This window comes from Pseudomonas sp. P7548 (genome assembly GCF_013386585.1).
Taxonomy (GTDB): Bacteria; Pseudomonadota; Gammaproteobacteria; order Pseudomonadales; family Pseudomonadaceae; genus Aquipseudomonas.
The window spans coordinates 140,155-155,698 of record NZ_JACARO010000011.1 but is presented as its reverse complement, the minus strand read 5'-3'; the positions used below and the strand labels follow the sequence as shown (position 1 = coordinate 155,698).

Genomic DNA, 15,544 nt, shown 5'->3' with positions numbered 1-15,544 from the left:
CCTAGGGCGCTGCAACGCGCCTGAACCCTTGTCCATTGGTTTGCACACAAAGAGAACAAAGCTATGAAACGGATCCTTCTTGGTACTCTCTTCACCGTCGTCTCCCTCAATGCAATGGCAGAAGCACCAGGCGGCCCGAACTGCGGTTGGGGCAACATGTTGTTTGAAGGCCAACGCGGTACTCCCGCTCACTTCCTGGCGTCCACCACCAACGGCACCTCCGGTAACGCCACTTTCGGCATGACCTCGGGCACCAACGGTTGCAGCACCAACAGCGCCCTGACTTATGGCGGCAAGTCCTGGATTGCCATGAATGGCATGATGAACGAGCTGTCCGAAGACATGGCCAAAGGCAATGGCGAAGCACTGACCACCTACGCGGTGGTACTGGGCGTTGCTCCAGAAGATCGCGAGCACTTCGCTGCCGTGACCCACGAGCACTTCCAACAGATCTTCAGCAAAGCCGACGTGACCGCTGACGACGTGCACACCAACACCCTCGCCGTCCTCAAGGGCGACGCCCGCCTGGCGAAATACGCCACCCAGGCTTAAGCTCGACCTGCCCGCGCCTTTCGAGGTGCGGGCTTTATTTTTGGACCCGCCTCCCCTTTGAGTCTCACTTTTTACGACTTAAGTTGCCCCTATGCTCAAACGCTTTGCCCTGTTGGCACTCTTCGCCTGCGCCCCGCTGTACGCGGCCCCGCATATTGATGATCAACGTTTGCAGCAACTGGCCAATGATCCGTTCTGGTTGTCCCTGGGCCATTACGAAGCCGGCAAGCTCAAGGGCTGGCGCAGTTACGTCAGCGACAAGAAATTCTTCCTCGCCCCCGACGGCGCCCACCATCCGGACGCCGAACTCAAGGCCACCGTTGACGCGTTGTACGCGCCGGCCAGCCTGGGCGAAAAACACGCTCAATGCGTTTACCCCGCACGCACCCGCTGGCTCAAGGATCAGTTACAACTGACCGACCTGCCTGCTGTGGACTGCAAAGAATTCAAGCAATGGTTCAAAGACGTCGCCCCCCATAGCGCGGTGATGATCTTCCCGGCGGCCTACCTCAACAGCCCGTCCTCCATGTTCGGTCACACCCTGCTGCGCATCGACCAGGCCGACGTGCAACGGGACAAGACCGCCCTGCTCAGCTACGCGATCAACTTCGGCGCCTACATCGAAGGTTCGGACAACAGCATCCTCTACGCCTGGAAAGGCCTGATGGGCGGCTACCCCGGTCTGTTCGCCCTGGTGCCCTACCAGGAAAAACTCTCCGAGTACCGTAGCCTGGAAAACCGCGACCTGTGGGAATACCGCTTGAACCTGACCCAGGTCGAGACCGAGCGCATGGTCGAGCACGTGTGGGAGCTCAAGCAGATCCAGTTCGACTACTTCTTTTTTGACGAAAACTGCTCCTACCGCCTGCTGGAGCTGCTGCAAGTGGCCCGCCCCGGCCTGCGCCTGACCGAGCAATTCCCGCTGACCGCCATCCCCACCGATACGGTCAAGGCGGTGAAGGATGCAGGGCTGGTGGAAAAGATCGACTACCGCCCTTCCCGCGAGCGCGAGCTGCTGGAGCGCGCCAAACCGCTGAGCAGTGAAGAGCAACAATGGGTACTCAAGATCAGCGATGACCAGAAGCAACTGCAGGAGCCGGCCTTCAAGGCCCTGCCCCGCGAGCGCCAAGCCCTGATCATCGACGCCGCCTACCGCCTGGGCCGCTACCGCGCCAACGGTTTGGAGCGTGACACCGAACGCTCCCAACGCAGTTTCGAACTGCTGCGTGCGATCAACCAGAACCCGGCGCCCGACCTGAACGTCGAACGTCCCGGCCTGCCGGAAGACGGCCATGAGTCCCGCACCTGGCAAGCCGGCATCGGCACCCGTGGCGATAAAGCCTTCGGTGAATACGGCCTGCGCATGGCCTACCACGACCTCAACGACAACACCGAAGGCTTCCCCCTCGGCGCGCAGATCGAAATCCTGCAGATGAAACTGCGCCAGTACGAAGGCAATCACTGGCAACTTCAGCAACTGGACCTCGCCACCATCCGCTCCCTGACCCCGCGCAATGCCTTGTTGCAGCCGTGGTCCTGGCAAGTCACCGGCGGCCTGGAGCGGGTACCCGGCAAGCACGACGACGAAACCCTGGTGGCCCACGTCAACGGTGGCGCCGGCGGTACGTGGCAACTGAGTGACGACATGCTCGGCTTCGCCCTCGGCACCGTGCGCGTGGAACACAACAACGACTTCAGCGAAGCCATCTCCCCCGCGGCCGGCTTCAACACCGGCGTTTTGTGGAAAAACCCGCTGGGTAACCTGAGCCTGGAAGCCAAGGGCGACTTCTTCACCAACGGCGAAGTGCGCCGCAGCCTCAGCCTGAACCAGCAATGGGAACTGTCCCGCAACCTGGGCCTGCGCCTGAGTGCCCAACGCGAGTACAGCCACCTGTCCACCCCGGTGAACGAAGTGCTGCTGGAAGTGAAGTGGTATCACTACTGACCAAAGGCGCACAACGATCAAAAATGTGAGAACGGGCTTGTGTGGGAGCGGGCTTGCCGGCGCCGACGGACCACACCGTTCTCACCTTCCTTTCACATCTCTCCGACGAATCCCCTTCTAGACTTCCCCTATCAGCCGTGACACGGCGAGGGAGCAGGCAATGTGGCGGTATGCGGTAATGCTGTGTGCGATGGTGTGGTTGGCCGGTTGCCAGTCCACCCATCAGGATTTGCTGGCCAAGGGTTATCCACCGGCCTTTGCCGATGGCTTTGACGACGGTTGCAGCAGCGGCCGCCAGGCGGCTGGAGTGATCAGCGGGGAGTTTCGCAAGAATGTGCCGCGTTACCTCAAGGACCGCGAGTACGCCGAAGGCTGGGAGGATGGCTTCCGCCAGTGCAAGGCCATGCGTGAAAACGAAGAGTTGCGCGACTACAAGGACCATCACTGGGACGACCGTGAGCGCGCCTGGCAGCAGGAGAAGGACCGCGACGCCGCCAGGGCCTATCGCTCGCAATAGGTCGCTTTCAGACATCCATCGAAACTAAAGCGCGGCGACTATGGCCCAAACGCCATAGAGGGAGAACGTCATGAGCCGAGCTTTTGTGAATGAAGACAACGCCGCCGCCCAGGCCGACCAGCCGGTGGAGCGCCAGGTCAGTGAGCAGCCCAACCGGGTGACGGCCCAAGGGTTGGCGCAGTTGCAGGCCAAGGTGGCGCAGTTGCAGCAGGCGTACAGCGCCGAATCTGCCAAAGATGACAAACAGCGCCTGGCCGACCTTGAGCGCGATCTGCGCTACTTCAATCAACGGGTGCAAAGCGCCCAGGTCGTCGCACCGGCGACTTCCACCGACAAAGTACAGATCGGCAGTTGGGTCACCTTCGCCAATGAACAGGATGAGCAGCAGCGCATCCAGCTGGTCGGCGAGGACCAGGCCGATGCCACTGCACACTTGATCAACTGGGGCTCACCGTTGGGCCGTGCATTACTGGGCGCCCGGCTCGGCGACGAAGTGCTGTGGAAACGCCCCGTCGGCGATCAGTTGATCGAAGTGCTGCTGATCGAGCCCGAGGCTTAGACGATGCCTTGGGCCAGCATCGCGTCGGCGACTTTTACGAAGCCGGCGATGTTCGCGCCTTTCACGTAGTTGACCCGGCCGTTTTCTTCGCCGTAGTGCACGCACGCATGGTGGATCGACTGCATGATGTTGTGCAGCTTGCTGTCCACTTCACCGGCAGTCCACAGCAGGCGCATGGCGTTCTGCGACATTTCCAGCCCGCTCACGGCCACGCCACCGGCGTTGGAGGCTTTGCCCGGGGCAAACAGAATGCCCGCGTCGATAAAGATATCCACAGCCTCCAGCGTGGTCGGCATGTTGGCGCCTTCGGCCACGCAGATGCAGCCATTGCGCAACAGGGTGCGCGCGGCCTCGGCGTCGAGTTCGTTCTGGGTCGCGCAGGGCAGGGCAATATCACACGCCAGCTGCCAAGGGGTCTGGCCCTTGCGGAACTCCAGGCCGAAGCGCTCAGCCAGTTCGCTGATACGCCCGCGCTGGACGTTCTTCAGTTCCAGCAGGGCCGACCATTGCGCCTCGGTCAAACCGCTTTCGGCGTAAAGAGTGCCTTCGGAGTCGGACAGGGAAATCACCTTGCCGCCCAGGTCCATGACTTTACGCGCTGCGTATTGCGCCACGTTGCCCGAACCCGACACCGCCACGCGCTTGCCTTCCACCCGCTGGCTGTTGCGCTTGAGCATCTCTTCGGCGAAGTACACACAGCCGAAACCGGTGGCTTCCGGGCGGATCAGGCTGCCGCCGTAGTTCATGCCCTTGCCGGTCAATACGGAGGTGAACTGGTTGCTCAGGCGCTTGTACTGGCCGAACAGGAAGCCGATTTCACGGGCGCCCACGCCGATATCGCCGGCCGGTACGTCCACGTCTGCGCCGATATGGCGGTACAGCTCGCTCATGAAGGCCTGGCAGAAGCGCATCACTTCGGCGTCGCTCTTGCCCTTGGGGTCGAAGTCCGAGCCGCCCTTGCCCCCGCCCATGGGCAACGAGGTCAGGGAGTTCTTGAAGGTCTGCTCGAAGGCGAGGAATTTCAGCACACCCAAATTCACCGAAGGGTGGAAGCGCAGGCCGCCCTTGTAGGGACCGATGGCGCTGTTCATCTGGATGCGGAACCCACGATTGACCTGAACCTTGCCGTGATCATCCACCCACGACACCCGGAAGGTAATGGCACGTTCCGGCTCGCAGATGCGCTCCAGGATGCCCGACGTCAGGTAGTGGGGGTTGGCTTCAAGAAACGGCCAGAGGCTGCGTAGGACTTCTTCTACGGCCTGGTGGAATTCTGGTTGGTCGGGGTCGCGTTTCTTGAGGCGAGAAAGGAAAGATTCGACAGATTCGATCATGGGAAGTCTCGGCAAATTGATTGTTTTTAAATGAGATTGAGCCGGACCTTAGCAACTCATGCCGCACCTGAAAAGGGCAAAATGTCGCCTTTGTGAATTTAAATGGTGCATTAGATATAAATAAATCAGGAAAACAGGACTTTTGTGCACCTTAAAAGGGATTACCAACTCTAGGCATGCACCAGCCTGTAAATTGCCTTCGCAGGCAAGCCAGCTCCCACATTTGATCGATTTCTACTGTTGGAATGCGGTTGAATGTGGGAGCTGGCTTGCCTGCGATAAACCCACCTCGGTCCACCTGAAAAAATGCAAAAAAAAACGGAGCCCGAAGGCTCCGCTTTTTCAAACCACAGACCCGAATCAGGCCAGTTTCTTATGACGCACACGGTGCGGCTGGGCAGCGGCTTCGCCCAGGCGCTTCTTGCGATCGGCTTCGTACTCGGTGTAGTTGCCTTCGAAGAACACCGCTTGGGAATCGTCTTCGTACGCCAGGATGTGGGTCGCGACGCGGTCAAGGAACCAGCGATCGTGAGAGATCACAATGGCGGCGCCCGGGAAGTCCAGCAGGGCTTCTTCCAGGGAACGCAGGGTTTCAACGTCAAGGTCGTTGGACGGTTCGTCGAGCAGCAACACGTTGCCGCCTTCTTTCAGGGTCAGGGCCAGGTGCAAGCGACCGCGCTCACCACCGGACAGGTCCTTGACGAACTTCTGCTGGTCGCCGCCCTTGAAGTTGAAGCGACCCACGTAGGTGCGCGACGGGATTTCATAGTTGCCGATGCGGATCTGGTCGGAGCCGTCGGAAATCTGCTGGAACACCGTCTTGCTGCCGTCCAGGTCCTCGCGGCTCTGATCAACGCAAGCAAGCTGCACGGTTTCGCCGACTTCGATGGTGCCCGAATCCGGGGTTTCCTTGCCCATCAGCATGCGGAACAGTGTGGATTTACCCGCACCGTTACCACCGATAACGCCGACGATCGCGCCTTTTGGCATGGAGAACGACAGGTTGTCGATCAGCACGCGGTCGCCATAGCCCTTGGTGACGTTCTTGAATTCGATGACCTTGTCACCCAGGCGCGGACCGGCCGGAATGTAGATCTCGTTGGTTTCCGAACGCTTCTGGAATTCCTGGGACTGCATTTCTTCAAAGCGCTGCAGACGCGCCTTGGATTTGGACTGGCGGGCCTTGGCGCCTTTGCGCACCCACTCCAGTTCTTCCTTCATGGCCTTTTCGTGAGCCGATTGCTGCTTGGACTCCTGGGCCAGACGGTCGGACTTGGCTTCCAGCCAGCCGGAGTAGTTGCCCTCGTAAGGGATACCGGCGCCGCGGTCGAGCTCGAGGATCCAGCCGGCGACGTTGTCCAGGAAGTAACGGTCGTGCGTGATCGCAACCACGGTGCCCGGGAAATCGTGAAGGAAATGTTCCAGCCAGGCGACGGAATCGGCGTCCAAGTGGTTGGTCGGTTCGTCGAGCAGCAGCATGTCGGGCGCCGACAGCAGCAGGCGGCACAGAGCCACACGGCGCTTCTCACCACCGGACAGGTGTTCGACCTTGGCATCCCACGCCGGCAGGCGCAGCGCGTCGGCGGCGACTTCCAGCTGGCGCTCCAGGTTGTGACCGTCGCCGGCTTGCAGGATGGCTTCCAGCTTGGCCTGTTCAGCGGCCAGCTTGTCGAAGTCGGCATCCGGCTCGGCGTAGGCGGCATAGACCTCGTCCAGGCGCGCCTGGGCGTCCTTGATCACGCTGACGGCCTCTTCGACCACTTCACGCACAGTCTTGGACGGGTCCAGCTGCGGCTCCTGCGGCAGGTAGCCGATGTTCAGGTCCGGCATCGGGCGGGCTTCGCCTTCGAACTCGGTGTCGACACCCGCCATGATTTTCAGCAGCGTGGACTTACCCGAACCGTTGAGGCCGAGTACGCCGATCTTGGCGCCCGGGAAGAAGGACAGCGAAATGTTTTTCAGGATTTCCCGCTTCGGCGGAACAACTTTTCCCAGCCGATGCATGGTGAAGACGTATTGAGCCATGGTAAACCTAGCGTCAGTGACTGATGAATTGAGCGGGCGGAGCCCGTGCAGGCCATGCGCCGCGCGGGCCGTTGACGGTGATCAATGCCTGCGTGCGGAAAAAGCCTGAATGTCTGGGGCTGGAACGCCCCGCGTAACCGGCAAAGCTACCTGAATGCGCTTGGTCAGTCCAGCCAGGCAAGGGCTGGCACTTTGCCACAAGTCAAGGCATGCTAGCCGCCCTCCGGGCGTCCGGCTTATAGTGCACGTCGCGCGCCAGTCCAGCCAAACCGCAGGATCACAGCTTGTCCAAAGTCACGCCGCCAACTCCCCTGCGCGCCGCTCATATAGCGCCGGGAGCGCCCCTGCACGGCACCCTCAAAGGCGCATTGGCGACGCTTGTCCTCATGTTGCTCGCACTGTTGTTCTGGCAACTGCTGGACCAGTTGCAGCAAAACCAGAAAAACCAGCAGCAATACACCATCGACTACAGCGCCGACCTGGCTGAACAGATCAGCCTGAACATGGCCCTGAGCGCAAAGATCGCGCTGAACCTGCTCCCGATGGTCGAGCCGCCGCGCAACGATGAACAGCAACAGGCCCTGATGCGCACCCTGCAACGCTCGTTGCCGGAGCTGCGCAGCGTCGCCCTGCTGGCCCCCAGCGGTGCGATGATCAGCGACAGCGCCAAGGACAGCCAGGACGGCGCCTGGCTGGAAGAGTTGGTGCAACGCAGCCACTCCCAGCCTTATTACCTGAGCAACAACAACGACGGCACCATCATCTACCTGCTGCTGCACCAGCCCAGCGGCGGTTCGCGGATGTACTGGGCGCTGCGCCTGGCACCCAGTTACCTGACCAACCTCACCCGCCAGGACGGCCAGGGCCAGCGCCCGGTGTGGGCCATCGAGAACCGCGTGAACCATCGCGTGGTCGCCCGTGACAGCGGCATGCCGGCGCAATGGGCCTCCGCCCTCACCCCGGACGAATTGAACAAGAGCGTGCTGGTCACCCCCCTGAGCAAAAGCGATTGGCAACTGCGCGGCCTGTTCGACCGCACGGCGGTGCTTGAGCAACTGCTGCCGGCGTTTATTGGCAAATGCCTGCTGGGCCTGGCGTTCTCCCTGATCCCGGTGATCGTGCTGCTGAACATGCGCCGCCGCCAGCGCCAGGTGCATGAAGGCCGGCGGCGCTACCAGGATATTTTCGAAGGCACCGGCGTGGCCCTGTGCGTGCTCGACCTGTCGGGGCTCAATGCGTTCTTCGACAGGGCGCAGTTGCACAGCCGCGAGCAATTGCACGACTGGCTGCAGGACAACCCCGCCGAGCGCCAGCAACTGCTCAAGGAACTGCGCATCACCGAGGTCAACCAGGTGGCGGTGCGCCTGCTCAACGTAGGCTCGTGCGAAGAGGCGTGGGAGCGCCTGATCGACGATTGCCCGCGCAACGCCACGGCCATCGGCTACCAGGTGCTCGAGGCGGTGCTGACCCAGCAGAAGCAGCTGGAACTGGAAATCCAGCTCAACGATGTCGCCGGCAACGAACAGTACCTGTGGCTGGTGATGCGCCTGCCGGAGCAGCAGGATGACTTCAAGGCGGTGATCCTCAGCATCAGCGACATCACCAGCCGCAAGCTGATCGAGCTGTCGCTGGTGGAGCGCGAGAGCTTCTGGTCGGACGTGGTGCGCACCGTGCCTGACCACCTGTATGTGCAGGACGTGATCAGCCAGCGCATGATTTTCAGCAACCACCACCTGGGCCACACCCTGGGCTACAACAAGGCCGAACTGCAGCAAATGGGCGAGTACTTCTGGGAGATCCTGCTGCACCCCGAAGACGCCGAGCATTACCACGACCTGCGCCAGCAACAGCGCCAGGCCGGCTACAGCACCCAGTTGCAATGCCAGTTGCGCTTTCGCCACCGCAACAACCAGTGGCGTCGCTTCGAGATCCGCGAACAGGCCCTGGCCCGGGACAAGACCGCCGTGGTCACGCGGATCATCGGCGTGGCCAAGGACGTGACCGACCAGATCGAAGCCAGCGAATCCCTGCGTGACAGCGAACAGCGCTACCGCATGCTGGCCGAAAGCATCAGCGACGTGATCTGCTCCACCGACAGCCAGTTGGCCCTCAACTACATCAGCCCGTCGGTCAGTGCGGTGCTGGGTTATGACGTGGACTGGGTGTTCAAGAACGGCTGGCAGTCGATCATCGCCAACCCGCAGCAACTGAGCGGCATTTATAGCCTGGTGGAGCGGGTCAGCCGCGCACTGGGCGATACCGCAGCGCTGAACCAGCTGCGCGACGAAGTGCAAACCCAACTGTTCCTGTTCGACTGCCTGCGCGCCGATGGCCGCAAGGTGCCGATCGAACTGCGCCTGGTGCTGGTGTGGGACGAGCACGGTGCATTTGAAGGCATCCTCGGCGTCGGCCGCGACATCAGCCAACAACGCCGCGCCGAGAAAGACCTGCGCATGGCGGCCACAGTATTCGAGCACTCCACCTCGGCGATCCTGATCACTGACCCGGCCGGCTATATCGTGCAGGCCAACGAAGCGTTCAGCCGGGTCAGCGGGTATGCGGTGAGCGATGTGCTCGACCAGTTGCCCAACATGCTCACCGTCGACGAGCAACAGGAAGCCCACCTGCGTTATGTGCTCAAACAGTTGCACCAGCACAGCACCTGGGAAGGCGAAGTGTGGCTCAAGCGCCGCAACGGTGAGCACTACCCGGCCTGGGTCGGCATTACCGCCGTGTTCGACGATGAAGGCGACCTGGCCAGCTATGTGTGTTTCTTCAGCGATATCAGCGAGCGCAAGGCCAGCGAGCAGCGCATCCACCGCCTGGCCTACTACGACGCCCTGACCCACCTGCCCAACCGCACGCTGTTCCAGGACCGCCTGCACACCGCGCTGCAATCGGCCGAGCGGCAGAAGTCGTGGGTGGTGCTGATGTTCCTCGACCTCGACCGCTTCAAGCCGATCAACGACTCCCTGGGCCACGCCGCCGGCGACCGCATGCTCAAGGAAATGGCCACCCGCCTGTTGGGCTGCGTGGCCGAAGACGACACCGTGGCGCGCATGGGCGGCGACGAGTTCACCCTGCTCCTGCAACCGCGGGTCAGCCGCGAAATGGCGCTGAACCGGGCGATCCACGTGGCCGAGCAGATCCTGGCCAGCCTGGTAAAGCCCTTCGTGCTCGAAGGCCGTGAGTTCTTTGTGACGGCCAGTATCGGCATCGCCTTGAGCCCCCAGGACGGCAACGAGCTCAGCCAACTGATGAAAAACGCCGACACGGCGATGTATCACGCCAAGGAACGCGGCAAGAACAACTTCCAGTTCTACCAGGCCGACATGAACGCCAGTGCCCTGGAGCGCCTGGAGCTGGAAAGCGACCTGCGCCACGCCCTGGACCAGAACGAATTCGTGCTCTATTACCAACCGCAGTTCAGCGGCGACGGCAAACGCCTGACCGGCGCCGAAGCCTTGCTGCGCTGGCGCCACCCGCGTCGCGGGCTGGTGCCGCCTGGGGACTTCATCCCGGTGCTGGAAGAGTTGGGGCTGGTGGTGGACGTGGGCGACTGGGTACTCAGCGAAGCCTGCCGCCAACTCAAGACCTGGCACCAGAACAAGGTGCGCGTGCCGAAGGTGTCGGTGAACATCTCCGCGCGGCAGTTTTCGGACGGCCAGTTGGGTGAGCGCATTGCCACCATCCTCAAGGACACCGGCCTGCCACCGGCGTGCCTGGAGCTGGAGCTGACCGAAAGTATCCTGATGCGTGAAGTCAACGAAGCGATGCAGATCCTCGACAGCCTGAAAAACCTGGGCCTGAGCATCGCGGTCGACGACTTCGGCACCGGTTATTCGTCGCTCAACTACCTCAAGCAATTCCCCATCGACGTGCTGAAGATCGACCGCACCTTCGTCGACGGCCTGCCGTCCGGCGAGCAGGACGCGCAGATCGCCCGCGCCATTATCGCCATGGCCCACAGCCTCAACCTGGCGGTGATCGCCGAAGGTGTGGAAACCCACGAACAACTCGACTTCCTGCGTGAGCATGGGTGCGATGAGGTTCAGGGCTACCTGTTCGGGCGGCCGATGCCGGCGAATCGGTTCGAGGCGCAGTTCAGCAATGATGCGCTGTTCATGTTCGATTGAGACTGTGTAGTGAGGCCACTGGCCTCTTCGCGAGCAAGCCCGCTCCCACATTCGACCGCATTTCAAAGATGGAACTCGGTCAAGTGTGGGAGCGGGCTTGCTCGCGAAGGGGCCCTCACAGGCACCACTCATCCCTAAGTGAACCCCACTTGTCCGCGACATGATGTCCTTTCATATGCCATCTAAAACCCATTGGGTTAGAATGCCCTCCTTTTCTGCCCCCGATCCTTGAGGACCGCCATGTTCAGCCGTGATTTGACTATTGCCAAGTACGACGCCGATCTCTTTGCCGCCATGGAGCAAGAAGCCGTGCGCCAGGAAGAGCACATTGAGCTGATCGCTTCGGAAAACTACACCAGCCCAGCGGTGATGGAGGCTCAAGGTTCGGTCTTGACCAACAAGTACGCCGAAGGTTACCCAGGCAAGCGCTACTACGGCGGTTGCGAGTACGTCGACGTGGTTGAGCAACTGGCCATCGACCGCGCCAAAGAGCTGTTCGGCGCCGACTACGCCAACGTCCAGCCGCACGCCGGTTCCCAAGCCAACAGCGCCGTGTACCTGGCCCTGCTGCAAGGCGGCGACACCATCCTGGGCATGAGCCTGGCCCACGGTGGTCACCTGACCCACGGCGCCAGCGTTTCCTCCTCCGGCAAGCTGTACAACGCCGTCCAGTACGGTATCGATGCCAACGGCCTGATCGACTACGACGAAGTCGAGCGCCTGGCGGTCGAGCACAAGCCAAAAATGATCGTGGCCGGTTTCTCTGCCTACTCGCAGATCCTGGACTTCCCACGCTTCCGCGCTATCGCTGACAAAGTCGGCGCCTACCTGTTCGTCGACATGGCTCACGTAGCCGGCCTGGTGGCTGCGGGCGTCTACCCGAACCCGGTGCCTTTCGCTGACGTCGTGACCACCACCACCCACAAGACCCTGCGCGGTCCACGTGGCGGCCTGATCCTGGCTCGCGCCAACGCCGACATCGAGAAGAAGCTGAACTCTGCCGTATTCCCAGGCGCCCAAGGTGGCCCGCTGGAGCACGTGATCGCTGCTAAAGCGATCTGCTTCAAGGAAGCGCTGCAGCCTGAGTTCAAGACCTACCAGCAACAAGTGGTCAAGAACGCCCAGGCCATGGCCAGCGTGTTCATCGAGCGCGGCTTTGACGTAGTGTCTGGCGGTACCGAGAACCACCTGTTCCTGCTGTCGCTGATCAAGCAGGACATTTCCGGTAAAGATGCTGACGCTGCCCTGGGCAAAGCCTTCATCACCGTGAACAAGAACTCCGTGCCAAACGACCCACGTTCCCCGTTCGTCACCTCCGGCCTGCGCTTCGGCACCCCGGCTGTGACCACTCGTGGCTTCAAGGAAGCAGAGTGCAAGGAACTGGCCGGCTGGATCTGCGACATCCTGGCAGACCTGAACAACGAAGCCGTGATCGACGCGGTCCGTGAGAAGGTCAAGGCCATCTGCAAAAAGCTGCCGGTCTACGGCGCCTGATTGCAGTCGCTTGAAAAAAAGCGCTGACGGCAACGTCGGCGCTTTTTTTTGCCCGTTTAAAAGCTGCCCGAAGGTGGCAGCGCACCGCCTATCTCACGGTAGAAGTTGCTCACACCGCTATCAAAAGACTTGCCCGACAGGTGGGCGGCAAAGGTTTCCGCCACGAACTCCAGCGGGTTGGTCATGGCGTACATGCTCACCGCCGTACCGTTGTTGGCCGCCTTGAGCGTGATCGACGGGTCTTGCGCACCGAGCTTGAAGGTCCAGAACGTCTCGGGCTGATTCATCTCGTGAAGGATATGGCCGATTTCGTGGATCACCACGGTCGCGGCATGCCCATGCATCTTCGGGTCGCCGAACCAACGCTGGGTGCCGTCGTACACCTGGTCGGCGACGCCCCTTCCCGGGTCCTTGCCCAAGCCGCCTTCAATGCCGTTGAGCTGGATCTGCGGGTTGTGCTGCCCGGTCTTGGGCCCCATGAAGACGGTGTATTCGGCGCCGCCGCGCAGGTTGCCCATGCAGGCAATGCACGGCACGCCCTCGGTGGCCGAGCAGAGGAAGGTGATCGGCGGCAGGCTGAAGCCCTTGGCCGCCAGCACTTGCAGGGCCTTGTCGATGGCGGTGCGTTTCAACTGGGCGAGCGGGTCACCGTTTTCGCTGCCGATGCTCATCATCGCCGCGCCAGGCCCGGTATAGGCCTGGTAGGTGAAGGTCATCATGCCGGTCTTGGCCCGGTAGGTCTGGGCCAGTTTGCCGTCACTCTTTCTGCCCGCTTGGATCTGTGCTGCCGTGGCCATGGGGTCGATCTCCGACGTCTGAACGTGCCTGTTGAAATAACAGTCGGTGATCGCGGTTTATTCCGACGGCCTGGGCTTCGGCTTGATGAGCAGGCCAACAGGGTGCCCGACTACAGGCGTCCCAGCTGAATCAGGTACAGCTTGTCGAATTGAAGGTCGGCCTTGACGCCTTTCATCGACACGTAATGCCGGTAGTGGTTATACAGCTGCTTGAAAAAGGCCAGCTTGCCCTTCGACCCGATACGGTACTCGCCCGAGTTGGGGTCGAAAAAACTCATCCCGCTGCCGTCGGCGTACAGGGCAAAAGCGTGGGACGTGACGCCCTCGGTAAAGGTGCATTCCCACAGGTAATAGCCCGGCAGGGTCTCGTCGAGATGACTGGCCAATACCTCCAAGCCCGTCAGCCCGCTCGCTTCGATGGCCGAACGGCTCGACATGCCGCAGATATTGGGCGCTGCCGCGACAATTCGTTCGATGCCACGGGCGGACCTGTAGTAGCAGCGATTGAAGGAGCTGCAATCCACATCGACCTTGTACAGCGTGTCTTCCTGCCCCAGGTACTGTATGCGCCGCTGCGGCGTCTCCGACGGTTGCTGCAACCTGCGCCGCAACCACGCAAACGCCAGCCCGATGCAGGCGCCGTTCTGCACGCCGGGCATCTCCTTGATCGCGGCGTTATTACTCAATGCCGAGCGCTGTTTGAACTTGGCGACCCGGTGCACTTTCATGCCGATCGGGGTTTTCCAGGAAACATAATTAGCCGGCATTGGCACTGCCCCCAATGCCTGCGTTGATCCGTGCCACTTTCACCATGGGTCTGCCTCTGCGATCTCACCTGCCTGATGAGATAACAGCTCGCGTGGGCAGTTTATTCCGGCTGGTACAGCTGCTGGAAACCTTGGCGGATCTTGTCTTCGGGCAGTTCATCGGCAATGAATACGATCACGCTTTCACGCGCTTCGTCCTCGGCCCATTCGGTGTCCCAATCGAAACCGTAGAGCTTGAGCACGCCCTGGAACACCAGTCGCCGGTCTTCCCCGGCGATGTTCAGCACGCCTTTGTAGCGCAGCAGCTGCTTGCCATGGTCTTCCAGCAACGCGTTCATGAACTCGCTGAGGCGGTCGATATCCAGCGGCAGATCAGTGCGCAACACCAGGCTGGAGATGCGATCGATGGACGGCGCAGCACTCACCGGGCGCAGGCTCATGCCGGCGTTGAGGTTGAAGCCGCGCACATCGAGCAGCTCGGCCAGGTCGATGTTGCCGTGGTCGACCACACGAATCGGCGCACGGCGGTTGATACGGGTGAGACGCTGGCTGAGGGCGTCGAAGGTGGCGTCGTCCACCAGGTCACGTTTGCTCACCAGCAGGCGGTCGGCAAAGCCGATCTGGGCCTGGGCGATGGTCTGGGTCAGGTGGTGCTCGGCGTGAGCCGCGTCCACCAGGGTGATGATGCCGTCGAGGATGTAGCGCTCGCGCAGCTCTTCATCAATGAAAAAGGTCTGGGCCACGGGTGCTGGGTCGGCCAGGCCGGTGCACTCGATCACCAGGCGGTCGAAGGCGATCTCGCCGCTGTCCAGGCGTTCGAGCAGCAGGTACAGGGCTTTGGTCAGGTCGGTGTGGATGGTGCAGCACACGCAGCCGTTGGACAGGGTCATGACTTGCACCGGCTCGGCGCCCAATAGCTGGGTGTCGATACCGGCGTCACTGAATTCGTTTTCGATCACGGCGATTTTCAAACCGTGCTCGGCCTTGAGCAGGTGGCGCAGCAAGGTGGTCTTGCCGGCGCCGAGAAAGCCGCTGAGGACTGTGACGGGAATGGGAGAGGACAAAAGCAGTTCTCCTTATAACTGAAGGAACACAAAACAAATGTGGGAGCAGGCTTGCTCGCGAAGGCGGTTTATCAGTCAGCACATACATCAACTGACAGACCGCCTTCGCGAGCAAGCCCGCTCCCACAGTGGATCACCGCCAGCCCGAATACCGGGTCAGCAGCACTTGGGCCCACCCTTGCCACCGTAACGGGCTTCCTGGCGTTCCCGGAAGAACGCCTTGTAGTCCATCACCGGTTTGTCCGGGTGTTTGGTTTGCATATGCTCGACGTACGTGTCGTAGTCGGGCATGCCGACCATCAGGCGCGCGGCCTGACCGAGGTATTTACCGAGGCGACTGATGTCATTGAACAT

Annotated in this window: 12 protein-coding genes; 6 read left to right on the top strand and 6 right to left on the bottom strand. The window is 61.4% G+C overall.

The genetic code is table 11. The features are described from left to right. Positions 1 to 63 precede the first annotated feature (63 nt). The 4 genes from HX803_RS05475 to HX803_RS05460 all read left to right on the top strand — a co-directional run bounded on the left by HX803_RS05475 (position 64) and on the right by HX803_RS05460 (position 3,573). Positions 64 to 552 (top strand): DUF3015 domain-containing protein, encoded by a 489-nt coding sequence (locus tag HX803_RS05475; RefSeq protein ID WP_176998451.1) that lies wholly within the window; start codon positions 64 to 66, stop codon positions 550 to 552. Between the two features lie 91 nt (positions 553 to 643). Continuing rightward, positions 644 to 2,497: a DUF4105 domain-containing protein gene (locus tag HX803_RS05470; protein ID WP_178919518.1), complete on the top strand. Its 1,854-nt coding sequence runs from the start codon at positions 644 to 646 to the stop codon at positions 2,495 to 2,497. A 160-nt stretch (positions 2,498 to 2,657) separates the two neighbouring features. Next, complete coding sequence (locus HX803_RS05465; RefSeq protein ID WP_178919516.1) at positions 2,658 to 3,014, top strand: hypothetical protein; 357 nt, start codon at positions 2,658 to 2,660, stop codon at positions 3,012 to 3,014. Between the two features lie 70 nt (positions 3,015 to 3,084). Beyond that, on the top strand, positions 3,085 to 3,573 hold the full coding sequence (locus HX803_RS05460) for a GreA/GreB family elongation factor (RefSeq protein ID WP_178919514.1): 489 nt from the start codon (positions 3,085 to 3,087) through the stop codon (positions 3,571 to 3,573). Here the strand turns inward: HX803_RS05460 and gdhA are convergent. Both gdhA and ettA read right to left on the bottom strand, forming a co-directional pair. Further along, complete coding sequence (gene gdhA / locus HX803_RS05455; RefSeq protein WP_178919513.1) at positions 3,570 to 4,907, bottom strand: NADP-specific glutamate dehydrogenase; 1,338 nt, start codon at positions 4,905 to 4,907, stop codon at positions 3,570 to 3,572. The two genes, HX803_RS05460 and gdhA, sit on opposite strands and share 4 nt — an antisense overlap. A gap of 360 nt (positions 4,908 to 5,267) precedes the next feature. Continuing rightward, the gene (gene ettA / locus HX803_RS05450) at positions 5,268 to 6,932 is read right to left on the bottom strand and encodes an energy-dependent translational throttle protein EttA (protein ID WP_178919511.1); all 1,665 of its coding nucleotides are present in this window, start codon (positions 6,930 to 6,932) and stop codon (positions 5,268 to 5,270) included. A gap of 284 nt (positions 6,933 to 7,216) precedes the next feature. Between ettA and HX803_RS05445 the strand changes: the two genes are divergently transcribed. Next, a complete protein-coding gene (locus HX803_RS05445) occupies positions 7,217 to 11,068 on the top strand; it encodes a bifunctional diguanylate cyclase/phosphodiesterase (protein WP_178919510.1) in 3,852 nt (1,283 codons plus the stop codon). A 240-nt stretch (positions 11,069 to 11,308) separates the two neighbouring features. After that, positions 11,309 to 12,562, top strand: coding sequence for a serine hydroxymethyltransferase (gene glyA, locus HX803_RS05440; protein WP_058427701.1), 1,254 nt, complete (start codon positions 11,309 to 11,311; stop codon positions 12,560 to 12,562). A gap of 56 nt (positions 12,563 to 12,618) precedes the next feature. Here the strand turns inward: glyA and HX803_RS05435 are convergent, their stop codons facing one another. The 4 genes from HX803_RS05435 to HX803_RS05420 form a co-directional block, all read right to left on the bottom strand. Continuing rightward, complete coding sequence (locus HX803_RS05435; RefSeq protein WP_178919508.1) at positions 12,619 to 13,359, bottom strand: hypothetical protein; 741 nt, start codon at positions 13,357 to 13,359, stop codon at positions 12,619 to 12,621. Positions 13,360 to 13,469: 110 nt separating this feature from the next. After that, positions 13,470 to 14,126, bottom strand: coding sequence for a YopT-type cysteine protease domain-containing protein (locus HX803_RS05430; RefSeq protein ID WP_256732816.1), 657 nt, complete (start codon positions 14,124 to 14,126; stop codon positions 13,470 to 13,472). Positions 14,127 to 14,227: 101 nt separating this feature from the next. Beyond that, entirely contained in the window at positions 14,228 to 15,190 is a 963-nt protein-coding gene (gene yjiA / locus HX803_RS05425; protein ID WP_178919506.1) for a GTPase, read from the bottom strand. Between the two features lie 156 nt (positions 15,191 to 15,346). After that, complete coding sequence (locus HX803_RS05420) at positions 15,347 to 15,544, bottom strand: YbdD/YjiX family protein (protein WP_003194308.1); 198 nt, start codon at positions 15,542 to 15,544, stop codon at positions 15,347 to 15,349.

Excerpts from the sequence above, each read along its gene's own strand:
- HX803_RS05475 (WP_176998451.1), top strand. The coding sequence starts at position 64 with ATGAAACGGATCCTTCTTGGTACTCTCTTCACCGTCGTCTCCCTCAAT.
- HX803_RS05470 (WP_178919518.1), top strand. The coding sequence starts at position 644 with ATGCTCAAACGCTTTGCCCTGTTGGCACTCTTCGCCTGCGCCCCGCTG.
- HX803_RS05465 (WP_178919516.1), top strand. The coding sequence starts at position 2,658 with ATGTGGCGGTATGCGGTAATGCTGTGTGCGATGGTGTGGTTGGCCGGT.
- HX803_RS05460 (WP_178919514.1), top strand. The coding sequence starts at position 3,085 with ATGAGCCGAGCTTTTGTGAATGAAGACAACGCCGCCGCCCAGGCCGAC.
- gdhA (WP_178919513.1), bottom strand. The coding sequence starts at position 4,907 with ATGATCGAATCTGTCGAATCTTTCCTTTCTCGCCTCAAGAAACGCGAC.
- ettA (WP_178919511.1), bottom strand. The coding sequence starts at position 6,932 with ATGGCTCAATACGTCTTCACCATGCATCGGCTGGGAAAAGTTGTTCCG.
- glyA (WP_058427701.1), top strand. The coding sequence starts at position 11,309 with ATGTTCAGCCGTGATTTGACTATTGCCAAGTACGACGCCGATCTCTTT.
- HX803_RS05435 (WP_178919508.1), bottom strand. The coding sequence starts at position 13,359 with ATGGCCACGGCAGCACAGATCCAAGCGGGCAGAAAGAGTGACGGCAAA.
- HX803_RS05430 (WP_256732816.1), bottom strand. The coding sequence starts at position 14,126 with ATGCCGGCTAATTATGTTTCCTGGAAAACCCCGATCGGCATGAAAGTG.
- HX803_RS05420 (WP_003194308.1), bottom strand. The coding sequence starts at position 15,544 with ATGTTCAATGACATCAGTCGCCTCGGTAAATACCTCGGTCAGGCCGCG.